The sequence below is a fragment of the Shewanella vesiculosa genome, from assembly GCF_009994065.1.
In the GTDB taxonomy this organism is placed as follows: domain Bacteria; phylum Pseudomonadota; class Gammaproteobacteria; order Enterobacterales; family Shewanellaceae; genus Shewanella; species Shewanella vesiculosa.
Genome location: NZ_JAACSD010000010.1, coordinates 1 through 22664, shown reverse-complemented (window position 1 = coordinate 22664; position 22664 = coordinate 1). Strand labels below are relative to the sequence as shown.

The 22664-nt window shown below is 35.0% G+C and carries 18 protein-coding genes; 3 read left to right on the top strand and 15 right to left on the bottom strand.

Features of this window, described 5'->3' with window-relative positions; all coding sequences use genetic code 11:
* Positions 1-101: 101 nt before the first annotated feature.
* From GW828_RS11700 to GW828_RS11630, 15 genes are all read right to left on the bottom strand, one after another.
* The gene (locus tag GW828_RS11700) at positions 102-1202 is read right to left on the bottom strand and encodes an acyltransferase family protein (RefSeq protein ID WP_273059985.1); all 1101 of its coding nucleotides are present in this window, start codon (positions 1200-1202) and stop codon (positions 102-104) included.
* A 139-nt stretch (positions 1203-1341) separates the two neighbouring features.
* Complete coding sequence (gene galU / locus GW828_RS11695; protein ID WP_273059983.1) at positions 1342-2232, bottom strand: UTP--glucose-1-phosphate uridylyltransferase GalU; 891 nt, start codon at positions 2230-2232, stop codon at positions 1342-1344.
* A gap of 88 nt (positions 2233-2320) precedes the next feature.
* Positions 2321-3691, bottom strand: coding sequence for an O-antigen ligase family protein (locus GW828_RS11690; protein ID WP_273059981.1), 1371 nt, complete (start codon positions 3689-3691; stop codon positions 2321-2323).
* Positions 3691-4392, bottom strand: coding sequence for a hypothetical protein (locus GW828_RS11685; RefSeq protein WP_273059979.1), 702 nt, complete (start codon positions 4390-4392; stop codon positions 3691-3693). The genes GW828_RS11690 and GW828_RS11685 overlap by 1 nt, the downstream gene beginning before the upstream one ends.
* A 3-nt stretch (positions 4393-4395) precedes the next feature.
* Entirely contained in the window at positions 4396-5130 is a 735-nt protein-coding gene (locus GW828_RS11680; protein ID WP_273059977.1) for a tyrosine-protein phosphatase, read from the bottom strand.
* Complete coding sequence (locus GW828_RS11675; RefSeq protein WP_273059975.1) at positions 5127-7397, bottom strand: GumC family protein; 2271 nt, start codon at positions 7395-7397, stop codon at positions 5127-5129. The genes GW828_RS11680 and GW828_RS11675 overlap by 4 nt, the downstream gene beginning before the upstream one ends.
* Positions 7397-7933, bottom strand: coding sequence for a polysaccharide biosynthesis/export family protein (locus tag GW828_RS11670; protein ID WP_273059973.1), 537 nt, complete (start codon positions 7931-7933; stop codon positions 7397-7399). The genes GW828_RS11675 and GW828_RS11670 overlap by 1 nt, the downstream gene beginning before the upstream one ends.
* A gap of 7 nt (positions 7934-7940) precedes the next feature.
* The gene (locus tag GW828_RS11665; protein ID WP_273059971.1) at positions 7941-9152 is read right to left on the bottom strand and encodes an outer membrane beta-barrel protein; all 1212 of its coding nucleotides are present in this window, start codon (positions 9150-9152) and stop codon (positions 7941-7943) included.
* A gap of 186 nt (positions 9153-9338) precedes the next feature.
* Positions 9339-10739 (bottom strand): undecaprenyl-phosphate glucose phosphotransferase, encoded by a 1401-nt coding sequence (locus GW828_RS11660; RefSeq protein ID WP_273059970.1) that lies wholly within the window; start codon positions 10737-10739, stop codon positions 9339-9341.
* 24 nt (positions 10740-10763) lie between these two features.
* Complete coding sequence (locus tag GW828_RS11655; RefSeq protein WP_273059968.1) at positions 10764-11825, bottom strand: glycosyltransferase; 1062 nt, start codon at positions 11823-11825, stop codon at positions 10764-10766.
* Entirely contained in the window at positions 11812-13032 is a 1221-nt protein-coding gene (locus tag GW828_RS11650) for a hypothetical protein (RefSeq protein ID WP_273059966.1), read from the bottom strand. Before GW828_RS11650 ends, GW828_RS11655 begins: the two co-directional genes overlap by 14 nt.
* A complete protein-coding gene (locus GW828_RS11645; protein ID WP_273059965.1) occupies positions 13025-14005 on the bottom strand; it encodes a glycosyltransferase family 2 protein in 981 nt (326 codons plus the stop codon). Before GW828_RS11645 ends, GW828_RS11650 begins: the two co-directional genes overlap by 8 nt.
* Positions 13998-15050 carry a glycosyltransferase gene (locus GW828_RS11640; RefSeq protein ID WP_273059963.1) on the bottom strand — a complete coding sequence of 351 codons (1053 nt, stop codon included), beginning with the start codon at positions 15048-15050 and terminating at the stop codon, positions 13998-14000. The genes GW828_RS11645 and GW828_RS11640 overlap by 8 nt, the downstream gene beginning before the upstream one ends.
* The gene (locus GW828_RS11635; protein ID WP_273059994.1) at positions 15047-16330 is read right to left on the bottom strand and encodes an oligosaccharide flippase family protein; all 1284 of its coding nucleotides are present in this window, start codon (positions 16328-16330) and stop codon (positions 15047-15049) included. The genes GW828_RS11640 and GW828_RS11635 overlap by 4 nt, the downstream gene beginning before the upstream one ends.
* A gap of 39 nt (positions 16331-16369) precedes the next feature.
* Positions 16370-17536, bottom strand: a complete 1167-nt coding sequence (locus GW828_RS11630; protein ID WP_273059961.1) for a nucleotide sugar dehydrogenase — start codon at positions 17534-17536, stop codon at positions 16370-16372.
* A gap of 1617 nt (positions 17537-19153) precedes the next feature.
* Between GW828_RS11630 and GW828_RS11625 the strand changes: the two genes are divergently transcribed.
* Genes GW828_RS11625 through GW828_RS11615 form a run of 3 tightly spaced genes read left to right on the top strand, consistent with a single transcriptional unit; the run spans position 19154 to position 22317 of the window.
* Complete coding sequence (locus GW828_RS11625) at positions 19154-19804, top strand: transglutaminase-like cysteine peptidase (protein ID WP_273059959.1); 651 nt, start codon at positions 19154-19156, stop codon at positions 19802-19804.
* 26 nt (positions 19805-19830) lie between these two features.
* Positions 19831-21921 (top strand): bifunctional diguanylate cyclase/phosphodiesterase, encoded by a 2091-nt coding sequence (locus GW828_RS11620; RefSeq protein WP_273059957.1) that lies wholly within the window; start codon positions 19831-19833, stop codon positions 21919-21921.
* 3 nt (positions 21922-21924) lie between these two features.
* Complete coding sequence (locus tag GW828_RS11615; RefSeq protein ID WP_124016185.1) at positions 21925-22317, top strand: hypothetical protein; 393 nt, start codon at positions 21925-21927, stop codon at positions 22315-22317.
* The last annotated feature ends 347 nt before the right edge of the window (positions 22318-22664 follow it).

The window sequence follows — 22664 nt, the reverse complement described above, 5'->3', positions numbered from 1 at the left end:
ATTACTCTCAAGCATTATTGACTGTAAAAATACTTGAACATAAATATTGAATATGTTGTGTTATTACTATTAAGTATTTAATAATAGCTACAACCTTACTATTATCTATTTGATTTTTTATTATTAAATAGTTGCCCTGGAACTTCTATATATTTATATGTAAATATTGATACAGTTACAACCATAGCTAATATAATAATTGAGATTATATTGTTGATAAAACCTGAACCAAATGTTAAAAACCTAACATTGTCAATCATAGGTGCTAACTTTTCTCCTGTTAATTTCTGAGCAACCATGGCAACTGAAATAAAACAAAACAATAGTGCAGCATGAGTCATATAGATAGAATAAGATAACTTACCAATAAATTGAAAAAAATTAGCCTTTAATATTCTTGAAAAAAAACCTGACTCGAATGAGAATAAAAGCACGGTAAATAAAAACAGTAATGGAGCTAATGTTTCACGATTGTCAATCTTTGATTGGGTAATAAAAAAAACACAAGCTAACAAAGAGAGTTCCATTATACTTCCAAGAAGATATGATGGTTTATGGTTTAATGTTTTTTTATAAACAAAATATGTAAAAGCACCACCAAAAAAGCAAAATAGACCGCTAAAAGCCTGAGGTGTTAAAATTTTGACATCCAAATTAATACACAAAAGAGATAATAAAAAAATAAAAAACCAAGAGTACACACGTTTAAATTTAAAGATTGATACTGATAAAAAAAGAAATACATACAGGTAAAACTCAATACTTATACTCCAAGATGGATAATTAAACGACAGGTGGTTAGCAGACCATATCCATGATTGTAAAAGTAATAAATTTGGCACTAACTCTTCAATAGAGGCCGCATTTGTAAAGGGCATATTTGTAAATATAAACCCACCAAAATTATAAGCAAGTAACTTTCCAACTTCAATAATAATGAATACAATCAGCATAAATAAGTGTAATGGGTAGATCCTAAAAAATCTTGCTCTCATAAAGTGAGCAAATTTTATTTCAGGTTTAAACCCATAACCATGCGCTAATACAAAACCACTTAATACAAAAAAGAATTCTACAAATATTGCACTACCTCTAAAAAAATCAAGCTCTGTAAATGAACCAACCAAACGTGTGTGAAAAAATACAACAGAAAGAGCACACAAACCTCTAAATGAATCTAATACTAAAAACCTTTCTTTCATTATATTTGACCTTTAAATCAATATGACCGATGTTATACTAAGTAAATTAAATATCAAAATGAAAATAGACATATTACATTTAAAATCCAAATAAACCATATGCTTATTAAAATAAGCATATGGTGAGTTTTATAATTAATCACTTATAATGATTTAACAATAATGTAATTTCTTTAGTAAAATCACTACCTAGTTTAGGGTCACGTAAGCCGTATTCAACAAACGCTTTCATGTAGCCCAACTTGTCACCACAATCGTGTGACTTACCAGTCATATTGAAGGCTTCAACCGTGTCAGATTCAATCAGCATATCAATAGCATCAGTTAATTGAATTTCATCACCGGCACCCGGTAAGGTTTTAGCCAGAAGATCCCAAATCTTTTCTGACAACACATAACGACCAACAACTGCTAGGTTAGAAGGTGCTTTTCCAATCTCTGGCTTTTCGACCATATTAAATATTTTAGTCGAGTCACCTGGATTAATCGTTTCACCGTGACAATCGGCAATACCATACTTATTAACTTGGTCATCCGGAACTGGCGCAACCATAATTTGACTGGCATGAGATTCACGATAACGAATTAACATTGACGCTAAGTTTTCGGTGCGTTGATCAGCAGAATACGAATCTAAAATTACGTCAGGTAACACAACCGCAAAAGGATTATCACCAATACACGGCTTAGCACATAAAATAGCATGCCCTAGCCCTTTAGCTTCGCCTTGGCGAACATGCATGATGGTGACGTTTTTAGGGCAAATAGCCTGTACTTCGTGTAATAACTGACGCTTAACACGTTTCTCTAAGGTAGATTCAAGTTCATAAGATTTATCAAAATGGTTTTCAATGGCGTTTTTACTGGCATGAGTCACCAATACAATTTCTTTAATCCCTGCGCTCACACATTCATCAACAATATATTGAATCAATGGTTTATCTACCAATGGCAACATCTCTTTCGGGATGGCCTTAGTCGCTGGTAACATACGAGTACCTAAACCAGCAACGGGAATAACAACTTTCATAAATATCCTTATTTAGCTGACGCTAAGACTAAAGTGATTAAAAGTGAAAAGTAAAACTGAAATTTAAAAGTAAATAACAAGAATAAAACTAAAATACATTAGGCATGGCTTGAGACCTTGGCGTATCTGAAGGCAAATAACGCACTAACCAGCACAAGCTTAAGATGGTTAAAAAGAGTAAGGTATTGGAAGGAGACTGAAGATTAAAATCAACAGAAATATGCAGTAGCATATGCACAATAGCCATTGCACAACCAAAAGCGACACCTTTATAAAGTTTATTGTTGCGTAAATACATGGTTCGGCACGCCAACCAAAATGCATACAACACCCATAACCCTAAAATAGCTGTCATCACCACGCCGTACTCCACTACAAATTGTATATATTCATTGTGGGCATGATCATAAAAGCCAGAATAGAACTGCGGCTGGTATTGTGGAAATACGGTATAAAAACTGCCGCCACCTGTGCCGGTGAACAAATGCTCTTCAATAATTGGAATACTATCAATCACCACCTCATCACGAGTTTCTGACGCAAATGAAGTATCGTCTAAACGCTGCTTGAGCTTATCAACGCCAAAAATTGAACCGACAATCAACAAATCGAGAATAAAAATACTCACCACTAGAGGCTTAAACAAGGTGGGTGGACGACGGTAAATAAACATCGACAATAAAGACACAAGGCCCAAGGCGGTAAAAAATCCGGCATTGCCCATGCGTGAGCGACTTAAAATTAACCCAATCACCATGATGATGATGGCTAAACGTAAAATAAGTTTACGGCTGAATAATGTCGACAATAACCCAACGATGATGTCTCTGACGTCATGATCATTTTTAGTGGTCTTTAATTCAGATAGCAGCCAACCAAACGCGATAGAAAGACATAACGCCAAATAATTAGCAAAGTGATTTTGATAAACAAACGAACCTCTTGCTCTATCGCCGTCGTGGTAACCAAATATAGGCGATACATCGAGTTGTAATAAATGAATCAAGGTACCATAAAATGCTTGCAAGCAACCTGAAACGATAATCGCAATCAATAACCAACGAAGCGCTCGAGCATGTTGAAAGTATTGAGTTAATAACAGAATAAACAGGCTATAACAGAATGTTTTTAATAATTGCTGAGCAGTTTGATAAGCATCAACCGTATTAATAGCGGGGATCCAATTCAAGATCTGCAAACACAAATAGGCCAGCATTATTCCGGTTGGGATCAGTAAATGTTTTTGCCAACGATATCGTAATAAGAGTGCATTATGTTTAAAACAGTACACCACATGGCTAATCGCAAGTACTACGATAACAAACTCTAAAATGGCTAAGGCCCAAATACGATTACTGCCTAACGGAATTGGCATCCACACAATCAATGCGCATATTGCCAATATCATCACGCGATCAAACACCCCAAAAGACTGAGAACTACGTATACGATCATCCATTACCGGCACATATCCTTTTCAATCCATGTAATATCATTTTGGTTAACATCCACAGGTAAGTACTTGAAGTAGGTACATATAGTCGGCGTTAATTGATATTGTAAGGCGAGCATTTTTAAATCATTGCGCATAGTCCAATTAGCCATTGCAGCAATTTTTGCAGTGCTAAACACCAACTGTTTTTGCGTCGCCGTTAAAGATGACCAATGAGCAAACCCTATCGCTAATATTTGATGTAACACTTCTGGTGTATAGGGGCCATAGTGGAGTGCCTGTTGTAAATAAGGCCAAGCTGCTGCTAAGTCATGCTGAATAAAGGCTAGATTATAGGCATAATCGCTATAAGCATTTGGCCATGTTGGTCGTTGATTAATCGCATCGCGGTAAAGCTGATTAAAAACCTCATTATTGGGGGTAACTAATTGTGAAAAAGCGCCCCACTCCATCACTTTCACTAGCGTGAGCAAATAATGCGGATTCTGATCATCAATTTTAACCGCATAGTCGGCAGCCAATAACGCATTCGAATATTGTAGTGATGTCGGTGTATTGCCACTTTGCCACTGATCAACGTAAAAACGTGATTTAAAATAGTAGGCATTGGCCAAACCTTTCTGCAACAAAATGGGCAATAAACCCAATAAAACTAAAATAATGAGTGCGTATGTCACACGTCTTGCAGACCAGGTCATCTTACTCATTTACTACCTCGCCTGTTCAAATAATGGACTGGAAATACTATCCGGCATTGCTGTCGTCATCGAATAAGCATAGTCCTCATCAACTAACTGACGTATGGCATCATAAGCTAAGGCTAACTTAGGCGGGCGACGATTTAACGAATGACAATCGGATGCAACAATCGAATACAACTTGCGTTTAAGCAGATATTCACTCAATTGCTGTGGGCTAGGCCCCATATCACCAATCAGAGATGCGGCGGTTAATTGCAGCAAACACCCAGCCTTTACAAAAGGCATAATCCGATCCGGATGTGCTTGCAACTCTCTGTTTCGCTCAGGATGAGCGATCATTGGCAATACATCGTGGGCAAGTAACCACTGGATCAGTTTATCGGTACCCGGTGGAATATGGCTGCTAGGCAGCTCAAGCAGCAACACATCTTTTTTCTGGTGACGGCCTAAAAAAGGCAGTTGCTGTTGTTCAATAAACTGCAAAATCTCGGGAGTAATGCGCACTTCTGCAGCCACGCAAACTTCGATATTAAGATCAGTTAATGCTAATGCATCCGACAACACACCATAAGCGGAATGGATCGTTTGCAAGTTATTGTCAAAAGTCCCTAAATGAATATGAGGGGTTGCCACCATACGAGTTACCCCTTGCTCGACGGCTAATGCTACCAAACCAAGGGCCTCGTCAATTGACCTCGCCCCATCGTCGATATTCGGCAATATGTGGCAATGTAAATCTATCATGCCTTAGTGCTGTCCTTGCCTGATTGGCTATTATCCTTTATGGAATAGTCTGCACCATAAGCTTGATAGTAGCCATAATCACCCTGATAACGTTGTGCATCTTTAGTATTAAATTGATTTAACACCACACCAAACACTTTACTGCGGGCTTGATTCAATTTAGCTAAGGTTAACTTAATGGCTTCGCTACGGGTATGACCGGCTTTAACAACCAATACTGTGGCATCGCACAAGGACGTGATAATTAACGCATCACTAACCGCATGAACCGGCGGGGTATCGATAATGATTTTACCGTACTGAGTTTTAAGCTCGGTAAGTAGTTCAGCAAACTGAGCTGATGCCAATAACTCTTGTGGATTTAATGGCACAGCACCCGCTGGCATCACATCCACATTAGGCTTAACATCTTTTACAATACAGTGCTGTATACTGTCGGTACCCGATAACACATTAGCAAGCCCTGGCTGATAGGTGGGTAACCCAAAGCGCATACCTAAGCTAGACTTACGTAAATCAGCATCAATTATTAGCACTTTTTCCATGGTGGCATAAGCAAAAGCGATATTCATTGAGGTAGTGGTTTTACCTTCATTTGGATTTGACGAGGTCACTTCAATCGTAGCAAGTTTACTGCCCATGGCCATTAATGACATCGATGTTCGAATCGTTCTAACCGCTTCAGCATGTAAAGGTAAACTCGCATCATAAAAAGCAAAGTTAACCTCTTCGTAACTAGTACCTTTTTTCGCTTTCGGTACATAGCCCAAGGCTCGTTGTGATAAGAGTTTTTCAACATCATCACTGGTTTTAATAGTGTCGTTTAATGCATCCAGCACCAATACTAGTACCATGGCAAAACCTAAACTGGCAAAAAACGCCATGATAATGATGATTTTCTTTTTAGGTTTTTCAGGAAATAAAGGAACTACTGCACGGTCGGTAAAACGTGCCACAGGCGAATCAAAATCACCGGTAACAGCGGTTTCTTTTTGACGAGCTAAAAAAGTATCAAATAACTGTCTATTAGTATCTACTTCACGAAGTAAACGCTGATAATCAGTATCTTTAGTGCTTAAATTTTGAAAAGCGCCCTTTGCTTTACTAAACTGGGCTTCTAATGCCTGCAGTGTTTGCTCTGCAGTTTGCGCCTCATCCTCAATGCCTTGTACTAAACGACTAATTTGTTTGCGTAAATTTTGCTGCACCGTATTAAGTTCTGCTTGAGCAGCTATCATTTTAGGATGTTTAGGACCATACACTTGTTCAAGTTCTGACACTTTTCGTTCAACTAGGACGACTTCACGTTTGACGTTTTGAATTGATTGATGGGATGTGACCTCTGGTAGACTTTCTAAGCGACTGATATCTGTGGCACCGTAACGCTTAACCACCGCCATAAAACTATCAGCTTGAGCTTTGCGCGATCTTGCAACAGTAATTTCATCACTTAAACGTTCGAGTTCTTTGGCATCTAATGCAGTCACACCTTCTACGTCAATCAGACCATTTTCGGTACGAAACTGCTCTAACTTATGTTCAGATTGATCTAACTTCAAACGTAAATCTTCTAAACGACCGCCTAACCACACATTGACTTTTTGCGTCATGCCGAGCTTAGCTTCAAGCTGACTTAAAATGTAAGCATCACCTATAGCATTAGCAACCTTCGCCGCTAATTCTGGATCAGAGCTCTCATAACTAATATTAACTAACTGTGTGCTCCTTACCGGGTAAACACTTATTCCATTCACAAAATCATCGATCATTTTATGTTTTTCAATGTCTAAGTTTACTTGAGGATTATCCTTGATCTCATCTGGAATAAAATTAAATTGTGATTTAAACTTAGAAAACCAACTTAGAGGCTGATTAAAGTTTGGATGATTAACTAAATCTAATTCATTAAATACCCTCTCAGCAATGCTACGTGATTTAATAATTTCGAATTGAGTTAAGTAATATTCCTGTTGAGTTGAATTAATCCCATACACTTCGTCAATTTTAATAGCTTGCGCTTGAGTAGCCTCAATTAACATTGTTGATTTGGTGCTATAAATAGGAGTCATATTCAATACAACAAATACTGTTAACGCTGTTACGAGCAAAGCAAAAACTAAAATACGCCACTTGTATCTTAATAGTGGTAACAATAATTTACGAGCATCATTTAATTGATCAATTTGCATAAAATTTGGTGTATGTTGTTGTGTATTTGAGTTAAAACCCGATACTGGTTGACTATTACGTCTATCTATAAAACTCATTAAAAAAATCTCTGCTCAATAGTAATGGTATCACCAGCCTGAATTAAGCTATTGATAGTGCCGCGCTCAGAGTCAACTTTACTACCTTCACGCGATATAGCGATTTTTTCTTGCGACGCTCGTTCGGTAAATCCCCCAGCTAAAGCAACTGCTTGATTGACTGTCATCCCCGGCTGATATGGATAGCCTCCGGGTTGTTTAACTTCGCCATGAATATAAAAAGGACGATACTCGACCATACCCACAAACACATTAGGCTCAACAAAATAATCACCTTTTAAGCCGCGATAGACTATTTGCTCAACCTCTTTAATGGTTAAACCAATTAAAGTTAATGAGCCTAAAAATGGATAATTAATCGTGCCACTGTTAGTGATTTGGGTTTCTAACGTTAAAGCATCCTCGCCATACACTTTAATAACAATGGTATCACCAGCACCTAAACGATAACTTTGTATTTCAGCGGCAATAGATGTTGTTGTGAATATGATTAATGCAGCGAAGCATTGAATCAAAAAGGTTAAAAAATACTTCATGGGCTTCCTATAAGGTCATTTCGGCATTAATAAAGTACACATTTCTATCGAATGCATATTGGCTATCAGTCGAATCAACTTGATTGATCATTACACCACTTTTTAGTGTCAACCAACGGGTAGCATTATAATTCAAACCGAACTGATAAACTTGTGTTTTATCCTCACGATCAATACCCGTGTAGGTATCACGTATTTGATTAAAACCAATTATAGAAGTGAATAACTTGCTCCACTCATGATTCCATTTAAATCCGTAATTTGTTGCCTGGATGAAGTCACCGGCACCATTAGGATCTTTACTTGCTCGGCCGGTGGTCAAATCAAAGGTTGAATAAGTCAGTGGCTTCCAAGTAATTTTGGCATCCCAAGATAGACCACTAAAATCCTCTCGAGCATCGTTATCAAAATTTTTCTGTTGGTAACCTATCTTAATGCTACCTTCTGTAGCAGCAGTGGCCTCCCATTCAACACCTAATCTTGCGGTATTAGTCTGGCTATCACGGTCGCCAGTTGGATCGTTCTCATCATAAGCGGTATCTACACTTTGTAAGTCAATGAAAAAGCTAGTATCGACCTGAGAATCATAATAAAAAGTACTACCAAAAGTTGTATTAGCAAAATTACGATATTGAGTTACTGTTTCAAAATTAGTGTATTCTTTACTGTAATAGTTCGCATTAATTCTAACCCTTGCAGGTGTTGATTTCGCTCCGTACTCATAAAACCCACCTAAATTTAATATATCAAAAGTGTTAGCTTCATCTTGTAAGCCACCACTAGTACCTTCAAAAATGCCACTACCACGATCCTCATGACCCGATACATAAAAAGCTTCAAACTGTGCTCGATTAGACTGATTAAATTCGATCTCTGATTTGGCTTTCAATAAAGCATCTAAATAATTATCATCACTACTATTGAAATAGTCACCGTACTCAAAACCAGCCTCAAGCGTATATACATTGTTGCCATCAAGTAACTGTGCTAGTAACCCTGGAGTCACTGTTAATACCCAACTATCTAGTTTATCCGCAGAAACGCTAGCACTGGTAATGTTATCATCGTATTTAAATCCAGAATTTAAACCTGGAATAAAATCAATTCCCGATTCAGTTTGGATCATTCCAGCATTTTGCTCTGCAGAAAAGGCTGAATTAACCAGTAAGATTGAACTAATGACGGTAGCAATACAGCTTAATTTTAACGGTCTGTTCATGACAAATATCCTTATAAAGTAAATATTTTTAATTTTGAAAATGAATGCTTCATATGATGATTTTCATTTTCGTTTTTAATATTAAATAAATTTTTGATTAGAAATCTCAGCTACTTCGTAATGTTCTAACGATCAAATCCAAGATTAAATTTTTTAGTTTTTAAAGTGAAAAGTATTGCCATAACATTAATAAACGTTTTTACCGACAAAACCTTTAAAAAGTGTCAAAAAGACAATCTTAACATCCCACCAAAGTGACCAATTACGAATGTAAGCAAGATCGAATTCAATTCGTTTTTCCATTTTATCTAAGGTATCAGTCTCACCACGCCAACCATTGACTTGCGCCCAACCAGTAATACCAGGTAATACCTTATGGCGTAACATGTAATAGCTTACTAAATTTCTGTATTCCTCATTATGAGCAACGGCGTGTGGTCTTGGGCCTACTACAGACATGTCACCTTTGAGCACATTAAAAAACTGCGGTAATTCATCCAAGGACGTTCTGCGAATAAATGCGCCTACATTAGTAATACGAGCATCACCTTTATGTGCCTGGGTAACCTTGTCGGCATTTTCAGTTACCGTCATTGAGCGGAATTTCCAAACCTTAATTTTTCTGCCATCTAAACCATAACGATCTTGTTTAAACAAAATGGCTCCTGGAGAAGATAGATAAACCGCTATCGAAACGGCAATTAATACAGGAGAAATAGCGATAATCGCGCATAGGCTAAAAAGAATATCAAAGGTTCGTTTATAAAAACGTTTAGTCCCATTAACAGGAGATTCAAACACACTTATAGTATCAACTTCCCCAACATTACCAATGCGAGCATGCATTAAGTTTTTCATTAAAAAATCAGGAGTAATTAATACGTCAATAGTCGAGTTACCCAGCTGTTGAATAATATCGGCAATACGCTTTTCTGCTAGCATAGGCAAACAAACATATAATTTTTTAATATTACCACTTTTAGCTAAATCAATGGCTTGGCTAATTGATCCTTGAATTAATTGGGTATCTAAATTATCTATTCTGTTAGCATCACGGTCATCAAAAAAACCTATACAATTAAAACCTAACTCATTATGCTTTAATATTTCATCATACAGAAGCATTCCTGTTTCAGTAAGGCCAACAATAGCAACATTCTCAATACTCAACCCTTTTGAACGTCGGATCAACTTTATTTCTCGAACACATAAACGCCAACTGAGTAGTAAAAAAACTGATAAAGAGAACCAACCAATCATAACCACACGAGAATATAACGCCGCATACTTAAAAAAGAAAAGCGCAGTAAAGGTGATCAAAAAACAAACAGTGACTACAGCAAATAATAGTCGGCACATATGAGAAAATTTACCTAAACGCCAAGATCGATATAGACCAAACAATTCACTTATATAACTAAACAAAAGTAGAACAGCAGCAACGACCAATAAATAATCTTTACTAAATTCGACATGATAGCCTTGCATTACTACAAGTAATGCAAAAACAACTAATGACATGTCAATAATTCGTAATAAAAAACTTGAAGGAGAACCAACAAATTGAAACTTGGAAGGATTATCCATTATAAAAACCTATATTAAAAACAACTAAGCCGCAATTGATTTAAAGTATAAAAAGTAATCTTTATTCATAATATCTTGATGATATAATCTAGAAAATACATCTCTACACGTTGAACTTCGTTTAAGAACGGACTCCTTGTTTATACTACACAAAGAATCTTCGAGACTTTTTAAATTATCTATATCATAAACCCAACCTATTTCATCAGTTACAATTAATGGTAAAGCCCCCTTATTTGAAACTAATACAGGAGTTGAGTTACGTATTGATTCAATAACAACTAAACCAAATGCTTCATATAGTGATGGAATAATAGTAACATCACTTTCAAAGTAATAAGAGTCTAAATCAGCATTATCAACCCAACCTAAAAACTCAACGTTAATATTTTTAAATTTATTTGACTTTAAAAATTCAAACTTATGTATATCATCAACAACCGGCATACCGATAACTTTCAGATTTATTTCATATGGAATGTTGACTTGATTTATTGAATTTAAAAATTCGAAAAGACCTTTTTGTCGATCTAACCTACCTACAAATAAAAAATTTGCTGTGAAAGAACTATGTTTATCTATATTTTTAAGCTGAGTGTCTCTAACACCATTCTGAATAACTTTTAAATTACGAAGGTTATATTTATTGGCAGAAAAATAGTCATGGTTTGAAACACAAACAACACCATGACAAAAAAAGGATAAAACATATTCTACAAAAACATATATGTACTTTGAAAGTATACCTTTCTCACTCATATCCCAAGACCAACCATGACTACAATAAACAACCTTAAAATCATAAAAAAAACTAAAAAGATATAATATAGGCCTTAATAAACCAGCAAATGTTGAGTGTAAAAAAATAAATTTATATTTTTTAAAGTCTAACTTATATAAAATAATTATCAAATGAATCAAATTATTGAAACGCTTATTGCTTCTGGTATATTTATATATTGAAAAATCATAATCTGGCAATAAAAATTCATTATTCACAAATTCAGATGTACGAAGAGAATTCATAAAGGTCTCAATTCCACCTTTAGTAGTTTCAGATATATTTAAAACATTAATGTTGGACATTACCTTTACCTTTAAAAATTATTCGCGAAAAAAGAATTGCATATGCAAAAGGTGCTATGTATCTAGTTTCAATTGGCACAAAAGCACTAAGAGACAAAAATAGAAAAAGTGTAGTAATGAATTCAATAAATAAACTAGACCTGTAAAAATTAATCAACATAAAATAATTAATATAAAGATAACCAATAAAAAATGGTAACCCCATAAAAATAATCCAATCGAATAAGAAAGATTTTGTTCCTACACTTTCTGTTTCACCGACAATAAAATAATTTATAACTTCGCTAAAATTATTATTAAATGGTGATAATAATACGTACAAAGAAATAGTCTCTTCACCGTAAGAGTAAAATGCAGGCAAATATCCAAAAAAACCTGTCCCCAACGGATTGTGAAACATAGTTACGATTGAAAGAAGCATAACGGAACCACGAGTGGTAACCGTTGTATATTTGGCAATATCATTTGCAAAACTTGGTAATAAAAACTCAATAAAAATAAAATATCCAATAATTAGAGAGAATATTAAAAGAGGATACTTTAATTTACTTTTATTGCCGATAAAGTAATAGCAACTGCAAGAAATCAATAAACAGATTAACGCTCCTTTTGATGTAGTGGATATACAAGCAGCAATCAAAATAGGGAAATACAAAGGATTTTTCTTTATATAAATCAACACTAAAAGTGAAGATAGCACTAATTGAAACCCAAAAGTACTAGCCTCTAAAGTAAAACCACGATATCGGTCGCTAGAGAATGCAGCAGTACTTTGTATTATAGATTTAGAATTAATAATGTCAGGAGCAACAACATTAATTACATATGAAAAAATTACTACTGAGAAACAGATAAAAACACCATACTTTATAACATCTAGATCCTGCCTTAAGGCATACAAAAAAATTATACATGGTGGTAAACTAAGAAGAAGAAATCTAAGACCTCTATCAAAAACAAAAAATTGATCATATTGGATATACAAGAAATAAGTACAAAATGAATAGACACAGAAAACAAAATAAACAGATATAAATCTTATCTCATAAGACCTAGGATTTCTTATAAAAAACAAAGCAAGTAAAACAGTGAAGTATGGTATAAAAACAATCCCGGCAGACTTTGTGAAAGCTCCTCCTAACAAGCCCAAAACAGTATTTTCAAATGGAATTAAAAAACAAAAAAAATAAAATAGTACTTTATTCAACTTGTCGCCTTTTCAATTTAAACCTAACAATTCTATACATAAAATTGAATGGAAGTAAAAATAAAAAATCTACAAAAAATACTATATAAGTAAGCTTATTAAGTATTAGTTTAGGATTTGAAAAAACATTAAAATTAATATATTCTCTCTTAGAATAAATCAAGTCCCATATATGTAGAGACTCCACACCAAATATCAATACAAATTTAACAATATTTATGTAGCATAATGATACATAGAATTCCTTACTCGAACTCATATGTTCATCAATTTCAACTCTTAAAATTTCATCAAAAGACTTAAAATGACTTAAAGATTTAATACTGACTGGTGAGTTTATTGCTGATCCACCTCTGAAATTATATTTAAAAAGCACATCAGATATAGAAAATGATTTTTTTGAAACTGAAAAGCTTCTAGCAATAAAACTTAAATCCTCACTATGACTTACGCCTTCTGTAAAAAGTAAAAAATTATCTAAAATCATAGTTCTTCTAAATAAAATAGAGCAAATATGAGGTTTTATTTTTTTACAAAAAAATGAGGCTAACAACTCTGAATTAAGATACTTTCCATTCGGATTTATTACTTTTATAACTTTATTATCAAAAACTTTTTCATATGAAAAAACAACTACATCTAACTTCGAATCAACACTAACTATAAAGTCATCTAAAATAGTAAAGATTTCATCATGATAAACATCATCAGAATCTAGAAATAATATAAACTCACCAATAGCTTTAGAAATACCATAATTCCTGGCACTTGAAACGCCACCGTTAATCTTGCTATAGACTTGTATACCATCGTGTAGAAATTCGAATGCATTTAAATTTATTGTTGAACCATCATCAACTAATATTAACTCAACGTCATTTCTGGTTTCCGCAATTCTATCATACCAATTGATAATATTTTTCACATAAGACTGCGTATTATAATAAGGTACTATAACTGAATATTTAATCATTGATCAAACACTCCCACATCTCTTTAATCGCACTAGCCTCAGTTTCCTTAGCTTTATTTAACGCATTTTTTGACGTTTTGTTAAAAATATTAGTATCATTGGTTAAACTACATATTTTATCTATAAAGTCATTTTTATCATTAGGATCTATACAATAACCATTTATCCCATCATCAACAATCCAACTCAATGCATCAAAAGTATTATATGCGACAATTGGTAACCCTTGGCTTCTTGCCTCAATTAGTGATTGACCAAACCCTTCATAGTTAGATGTCATAATAAATAATGAGTATTTTCTCAATACCGTTTTAACATCATTTGTTGGTCCCATGAATCTAATTTTTTTGTTATTTCCAATTATAAATTTTAAATTTGATATTTCGTCTATTGTACCATCACCATAAATATCAAGATTATAATCTGATGGTAAGTCTTTCAATATTAAATTCATAGCTTTGAAATTTTTTTGATGATTATCAATACGACAAATCGTTACAAGTTTCTTACTCATTGCTACAGGTGATGTTGATGTTTCTAACTTGCAACCTCGAGGAATAACCTTGACAATATTATTAAGCGATGGATATAAACTTAAAAGCACCTCTTTATCCTTCTCAGTATAAACAGTGAATGCCCATATAGATTTATAATAAAACCTCATAACAAATTTAGAAACACCTTTAAAAAACACGTTAAACTTATTTGTTTGTACTAGTACGACTTTGGTTTTTTTTAGTATCCACAATGGTATATACAATATATCATTAGGATGATATATAAAAATAAAATCAGGCCTAGCATAACTATTTAATAGATATGCTAACCTAAGTTTAGTTAATATTTTGTTTTTTAAACTTAACCTGTCATAACCGAATTTAATATACTTTACATTTAAATTATAACTTAAAAGATCGGCATTCCTTTCATGCTCATAAAACTCATAAAATTCAGTTATATTATCTAGACCGTGTAACTGACGGATCAAGGACTCCACCCCACCTAACGTGCTTGATTTTTGAGGATTTATTGAGAAAACTATCATGCGGCATCACTCATATAATAAACAAATAATAAAATAACTAGAATAGGAGACAATATACTTACAATATATTTAATACTACTTTTCTTAAATATATACTTATACATCAAGTAGTAACATTGAATGAATGATATATGATATACAGCAACTACTAACCAACACATTAATGTAATGCTTTTAAACTCCATAATGAGTGCTGCAGAAAAAATCATTAAGAAAGAAGTAAACAAACCATTAGCAAATAACAATGTTACTTTTGAGAAAGCTTGATAAAAACTAGCGCTAGTTGAAAGCACACATTGAATGGGAATGGCTAATGATAGGATCTTAATAAGAGGTATAACATCCAGCCATTGCTCACCAAGAACATAATAAACTATATATTGAGCACTGAAAAAAACGAAAATTGATGCAGCGATACCAAGCGCGGTTAATTGAAGTGTAAATTTAAAATGTAAAGATTCTACAGCTTCAATATCATTTATCTTATCTCTTAAAGTAGGCTGAATGGCTGGTGTCATCGCAAAAGTTAGCAACATTAATGGATAACGCATCAATTGATAAGCTCTATCGTATAATCCAATTGACGTAATACCTAAGACTCTAGCAACTATTATGCTGTCTATATTTCTTGTAAAAAAATTAACTATATTATATCCATATTGAAAAATAGAAAAAGACAAGAATGGTTTAATTGCAAGCAAGTTATATCCTACATTAGGTCTACCAAATTCAGTTTTTCTTGATGAAAAATAAATACAAATAAAATTTACTATTGGTATACACACTAATCGACTAACTAAAGCATATTTTGGTTCAAAAAAATTAATCAATATTAATGTAAGAGCTAACCCCGTAAGTTCAGATAGAATATTTGAAAATGCAATAACATAATATCTTTGTTCCCTAAGCAAAAATGCATTCGGTAAGACAGTTATTGAAAAGAAAAATGTACTTACTACAACAAAAGGTATTAAGTCTTTTATCTCTTCATTGTTATATAATATTGATATCAATGAAGATGAAAAATATAATATCAGAGACAAAACACATCCCATAATAAGAGTTATACTAAATATTCCATCTCTTTCATTCTTAGTTAATTTATTACAATTAATAATTGCCGGGCCGACACCACCTTCACTCAGAAATTGAAAGAATATGTAAAAAACATTAACCATTGCAACTAAGCCAAACACATCTGGCGTAAAATAACGAGCTAACACCATTAGTGTTATTACATTTGATATATAAACAGCATATTTACTGCTCATACTTTTCAATATACTTTTATAAAGCCCCAAAATTAGCCCTTATTAGAATCAGTCATTACCAAATAAATCTCTGGTATATAATTTTTCAATTACATCAATCAGCTCTTCTGACTGACGGTTTGATATAATAATATCTGCATCTATTTTGAACTGCTCGAGATTTTTATATACCTTTGAGTTAAAGAATTCATCTTGCTCCATGACAGGCTCAAAAATGATCACTTCAACGCCTTTGGCTTTTATGCGTTTCATTATCCCTTGAATACTTGATGATCTGAAGTTGTCTGAGCCGGACTTCATGATTAGGCGGTAAATACCAACAACTTTAGGGTTACGTTTTAAAATTGATTCGGCAATAAAGTCTTTACGGGTAGTATTTGAATCAACAATTGCGCCAATTAAATTATTAGGAACATCGGCATAGTTTGCACGTAATTGCTTGGTGTCTTTTGGTAAACAATATCCACCATAACCGAATGAAGGATTATTATAGTGATTGCCTATTCGTGGGTCCAAGCAGACTCCATCGATAATTTGTTTACTGTTGAGGCCGTGTGCTTCTGCATAAGTGTCTAACTCGTTAAAGTAAGCCACTCGCAATGCTAGATAGGTATTTGAAAACAACTTAACGGCTTCGGCTTCGGTTGAGTGAGTAAACAAAACCTCGATGTCTTGCTTAATTGCACCCTGTACTAACAAGTTAGCAAAGATTTGAGCGCGCTCACTTTGTTCGCCAACAATAATCCTTGATGGATACAAGTTGTCGTGGAGTGCCTTGCCTTCGCGTAAAAATTCTGGTGAAAATATAATATTGTCACAAGAAAATTCTTGCTTGATGCGTTCGGTATAGCCCACTGGCACAGTCGACTTAATGATCATCACTGCACTTGGGTTTATGCTGATTACATCTCTTATGACTGACTCTACCGATGAGGTATTAAAATAGTTTGTCGCTGGATCATAATCTGTGGGTGTCGCGATAATGACAAAACTTGCATCTTTATATGCTAACGCTTTATCTAACGTCGCAGTAAAATTTAGCTTTTTATTTGCTAGAAAGTCTTCAATTTCTGTATCGGCAATCGGTGATATTTTGTCATTAAGTAAGGCAATTTTTTGTTCTATTATGTCTACCGCTACAACCTGATTATGTTGTGCCAATAGCATAGCGTTAGATAAACCGACATAACCTGTTCCTGCAATGGCTATTTTCATTTAGATAAACTTCCTGGTGATCTTGAATAATTTTTATTGGTAGCTTTTTAAGCTTACATATCGGTATTTGCGATGATTGGTCAGGAGAGTGCTAAAGCAAACATCTACAGCTGGATTCCCAATAACAGATCTTGGGAATGACGGCGCTTATGGATCTAATAATGACAACGTTTGTGAATCTAGTAATGACGGCCTTTATAAATCTATTAATAACGGTGTTTATAAATCTTATAGTGATACTGTTAATTAATCTAACGAGATACTATTCATGGTTCTAGCATTGGCGAAGTTGATTATCTAGTAAGACACCGTTTATGAATCTAGTAATAACATTGTTGATTAATCTAGTGATAACACCGCTTATAGGGCGAAACTTATACTATTGATTAATAAGATTATATTTTATCTTATCAATCTCAATAGGCAGATTTCCAGCTAAAAAAGACACGCTACCGCCACTAGATTACAGCTTCCAGATTGCTATGACGCGTTTCAAATTGTCTGTTTTTTGAGGTTTAACGCTTCAGAACGAAGCAGTAGAAGGTCCCTTGGTAGATGCTTTTTAGCACTACTTACTGATTTTTGACTTAAGTACTTAGACATTATTAAGTAAAATCAGTTTTACCCTATCTAACAGGTAGTTAGCACAAAACCACTAACCCGAAGTGATAGGCTGGGATGTAGCGGAAAATAGTAATGATATGAGTTCACGTTGGAAATAAGCTAACGAAGCAAAATCTTCTGATTTTAAGCTCAACAATAGTTATTTGTGGCCTCATGCCTTATTTACAATTCCTTCTCTACTATTCGTTTTATCTTCGTTCCTCTAATTCGCCGGGATTATAATGTATACCGTAAGTTAATGACAGTTTTTTTGACTAATTTAATTAAACGTCATTTTTTCGTCAATCTGTGCATTCTTTACCCGTATTTTTCGTCAATAGCTACTTTTTGAGCATATGCTTGACTGGCATCGTTTCAAACTAATCTGTGTTTACTTGCAACATGATGTTAATGCTTATTAGCAACATTCTTAACTAGCCTACAAATTTATGACGCACCACTTAGCCGCAAAACCTAATAATTCGCACCTTTTTAGTGCAATGTAACGTCATAGTCTGACACTCTGCTGAGGCGGTATAAGTGAAACCCTTTATCACCTACATAACTAGTAAAACTAAAACTAGAACACTGTTTAATAACTATTAAATATCATTATTAATTTTATTACTCTATGTTGACTATCGAAGTGACTAGGTTTGTTAGCCGCTTAATTAGACTGTTCAGTACAACATTTATGTTGAAATAGTCCTTTTCACCCCTCGGGTTAATCAAGTTACGTGCCAACAAATTGACACGGTCAAAAAAACCATCCGCCTAATTGCTTTTTGGTTAAAAATAAGACTAAATGCACTTGTTGAATTTTTACGCTATGCTGATGCAGTTTTCTGGACGCGTTATATAAATTTATGTAATACGTCATTTTATTGTCGTTTTGACATTAACTAGATTATGATGTGTATAATTATTACTGCCATTTATGTATCTTTATTACACTTAGCTAAATTTGCTCACATGATTAGTAGGAATTAACGTATTAAGTTTGCTGTGTTTGGCATGGATAAATATCGCCATTGGCTAGTAATGTCTGTGGTGTTTTCTGCTGTGTGTTGGGCAACCATAAGTGACGATTTGTTTACCGACGATTTCTTTAAACAAATTCAACAACGTTATGGTGAAGACAGGCTAGAAGATTTTAGTGATTGGCGAGATACCATCTCTGAAGGAAGTACGCTTAGTGACATGGATCGTTTACATTTAGCCAACCAGTTTGCTAACAGGCGTATCCGTTTTGTAAGCGATAATGATCATTGGCAAAAAAGTGATTATTGGGCGACTCCACTTGAATCATTAGGCAGTAAAGGTGGTGATTGTGAAGACTTTGCCATCTTTAAGTATTTTACATTAAAGGCCATGGGGGTTGATGAAAGTAAGATGCGCTTGATGTATGTGCGTGCTTTATTGATAAATGAACCCCACATGGTGTTAATTTACTTTGAAAACCCAAAGGCAATGCCCTTGGTGTTAGACAACTTAAAAACACAAATTTTACCTGCTAGCCAACGCCGAGATTTAAAGCCTGTTTATTCATTTAATGGCCAAGGGTTGTGGTTAGCAAAAGCGCAAGGGTTAGGCAGTAATAAGCCAACTAGCGGTGGCACTAAAAATTGGACTGATTTAATCAATCGAATTGAAAATGGCGAATAATCGTTACAAAGGATCTGGAGCAAACCATGTTTTCTAAAGGAATGTCGTTACGAGTACAGTTGTATCTCCTAATAGGCTGTTTATCGATTTTTAGCTTTGGCGCTGCGTTATACAATAACGTATCGAATATGCGTGGCTATTTAAATGAGCAGTTGGCATCTCATGCACAAGGTGCTGCACATAGTTTAGGATTATCGATATCACCTTATATGGATGAAGAAGGCCTGGTAATTGCAGAAACAATGACCAATGCTATTTTCGATTCTGGCTATTATCAACACATTACATTTACCGATCTTGATGGCAAAGTATTATTTGAACGCACCAACCCTCAAGGTAACTTTGCTGTACCAGAATGGTTTATCAGTTGGTTTACGCTGCATCCTCCTGTAATGACCAGTGAAGTGAGTGACGGCTGGCGTATTGCCGGTAAACTGGAAGTGCAATCGCATGCGGGAACGTCATATAAAAGTTTATGGGATCATGCGGTTAGTAATTTAACTTCAACGTTATTTCAACTTGTTATAGCCCTATTGTGTGCTTACTTCATTTTAAAGTCGGTGTTAACCCCTCTTAATAGTATTGAGAAGCAAGCTGAGTCGGTGATTCAAAAACGCTTTGAGCTTAATCCTATTAAGCCCTTTACCACTGAATTACGTACTTTAGTTAATGCGATAAATCGTATGATTGAGAATATTCAACGATCATTTAACGAACAAACTCAATTGGCAGAAACCTTGTCGCGTGAGGTTTACATTGACTCGCATACTGGGTTGCCAAATCGCCGAGCATTGTTAAAAAAGTTTGAGTCAATCCAAGCTGAATATGAACAACACGGAAACCGATTTTATTTAGGCTTGCTGTCGATGACCTCTTTAAAGCAGGTGAATGACGATGAAGGTTATGGCAGTGGTGATGACTATATTTTATCTGGAGCACAGCTTTTTAGTAAGCAGATAAACAGTTTACAAGAGTCGACCTTATACCGTATTTCTGGGTCTGAATTTGCCTTTTTGAGTTCACTTACTGAAGATGAAGCCAAAGAAGTCGATGAGCACATTGCTGAGAGTATTTTGATTGAAAGCTCATCACGTTTTGGTAATGGCTTTGCAAAACATAGCCTCACACGCGTAAACCATCAAGAAGACTTTGCTGATGTCGTTATGCGTTTAGATAATCAGCTTGTTCATAATCAATATGCAGATAAGGCCAAGGGGCTCGTTTCTGCTCAGGGGATGCAAAAGAATCATTCACGTGAAGAATGGGTTGGAATTTTGACTCAGTTTACTGAGTATTTCAAAAACGAAATTAACCACTCTAGCAGCAAAGATTTTGCCATTAAGTGTATTCCGTTAGATAAATTATTCGATTTAATGCTCCAGCCTGTAGTAGATGATAATCAATCGATTTTATATGTTGAGTCGTTTGTTCGCTTTAAAATAGCGGGAGAAAATTTATCGACTTTAGACGTGTTTGCCATGGCTGAAAGATTGGGCTTGTTGCAAGATCTTGAACAAGCTGTTGTGTGTTTTATTTTTTATAAGCTGCAACACATTGAACACACGCGTGTGGCGATTAACATTAGCAACCGTGCGCTGCATAACCCAGTGTTTACCGATTGGTTGTTTGATTTATACCAAAAATTGCATAGAACCCTTCCACCACTTTTGTATGAATTTAACGAGTCTGGTGCAATGCTTTCGCTTGAATCGACAGAGAAGTTTATTAGCCGAGCGAAACAATTAGATATTGATATTGCCATTGAACGTTTTGGCTCTAGCTTGAGCTCATTTTGCTACATCAGAAACTTAAACATTGATTACATTAAGATTGATCCTAGCTATGTGCGTGACATAGCTCAATCTGACACACGCTTTTTTGTTCAAACGGTGATTCAAATTTGTCATGGTATTGGCATTAAAATCATCGCACCACAGGTAGAATCGGTCGTTATAGGTGAACATTTTTCACTCATGAATATCGATGGTTTACAAGGTAATGGATTGTATGCTGTACGAAATTTCAGTACAATTATCCCCGCTAACGCAACAAGTACATGGATCAGTGCATTGCAACTGAATAACTTTAGTCATTCAACAAATATCGAGGCAGAATAAATAATGCGCAAAAGTAAATTAACCCTGTTATTGGTTTCAGCATTATTGACTTCGGGCATGTCTGCCGGTGTTATGGCTGAAGATACTTTAACCGCTAGTACTCAAAATACTCCTGTTTCAGATGCTGCAACACAATTAGCTAGTTCTCTTGTTGCCGCTAATGGCGATGAAGCATTGATAATCGAAGCATTAAAAGCTGCTGTTGCTGCAGGTTTGAGCTCTGATGACATCTTAGCTATTGCGATTGCTAACGGGATTGACCCTGCTATTGTTGCAGCCAATCTTGAAGATGCACAAACTGCTGGCGGCGGTGCATTTGGTGCAGCTCCAGCTCCAGGTGGCCCAGGCTTCGGTGGCGGCTCAGGCGGCGGCGCTGGAACAATATCTAGCAACTAATTTTTTAACGCGGTTTCGTTTTATTACAGTTTACATAACTACAAAACGAATTTGCTTTAAAACAAAAAACAGCGCAATTTGCGCTGTTTTTTATGCCTAAAATTCAATATATTCTTTAGCCGCCATACAGAATCATTATCCAATCGTCATCCCCGAGATCTGTTATATGGTTCTAGCTGATGATTAGATTTGGGTTCCTAGGTTCTAGATTCTAGGTGTTGCCCTACCCACTCATCATCCCTGAATGCTTGTATCAGGGTTCCAGGTGTTGCTGTTGATCTTACTTAAAAGCGTAAAAACTAACACCTGGATTCCGGCTCAAAAGCATTGCCGGAATGACGGAGTAG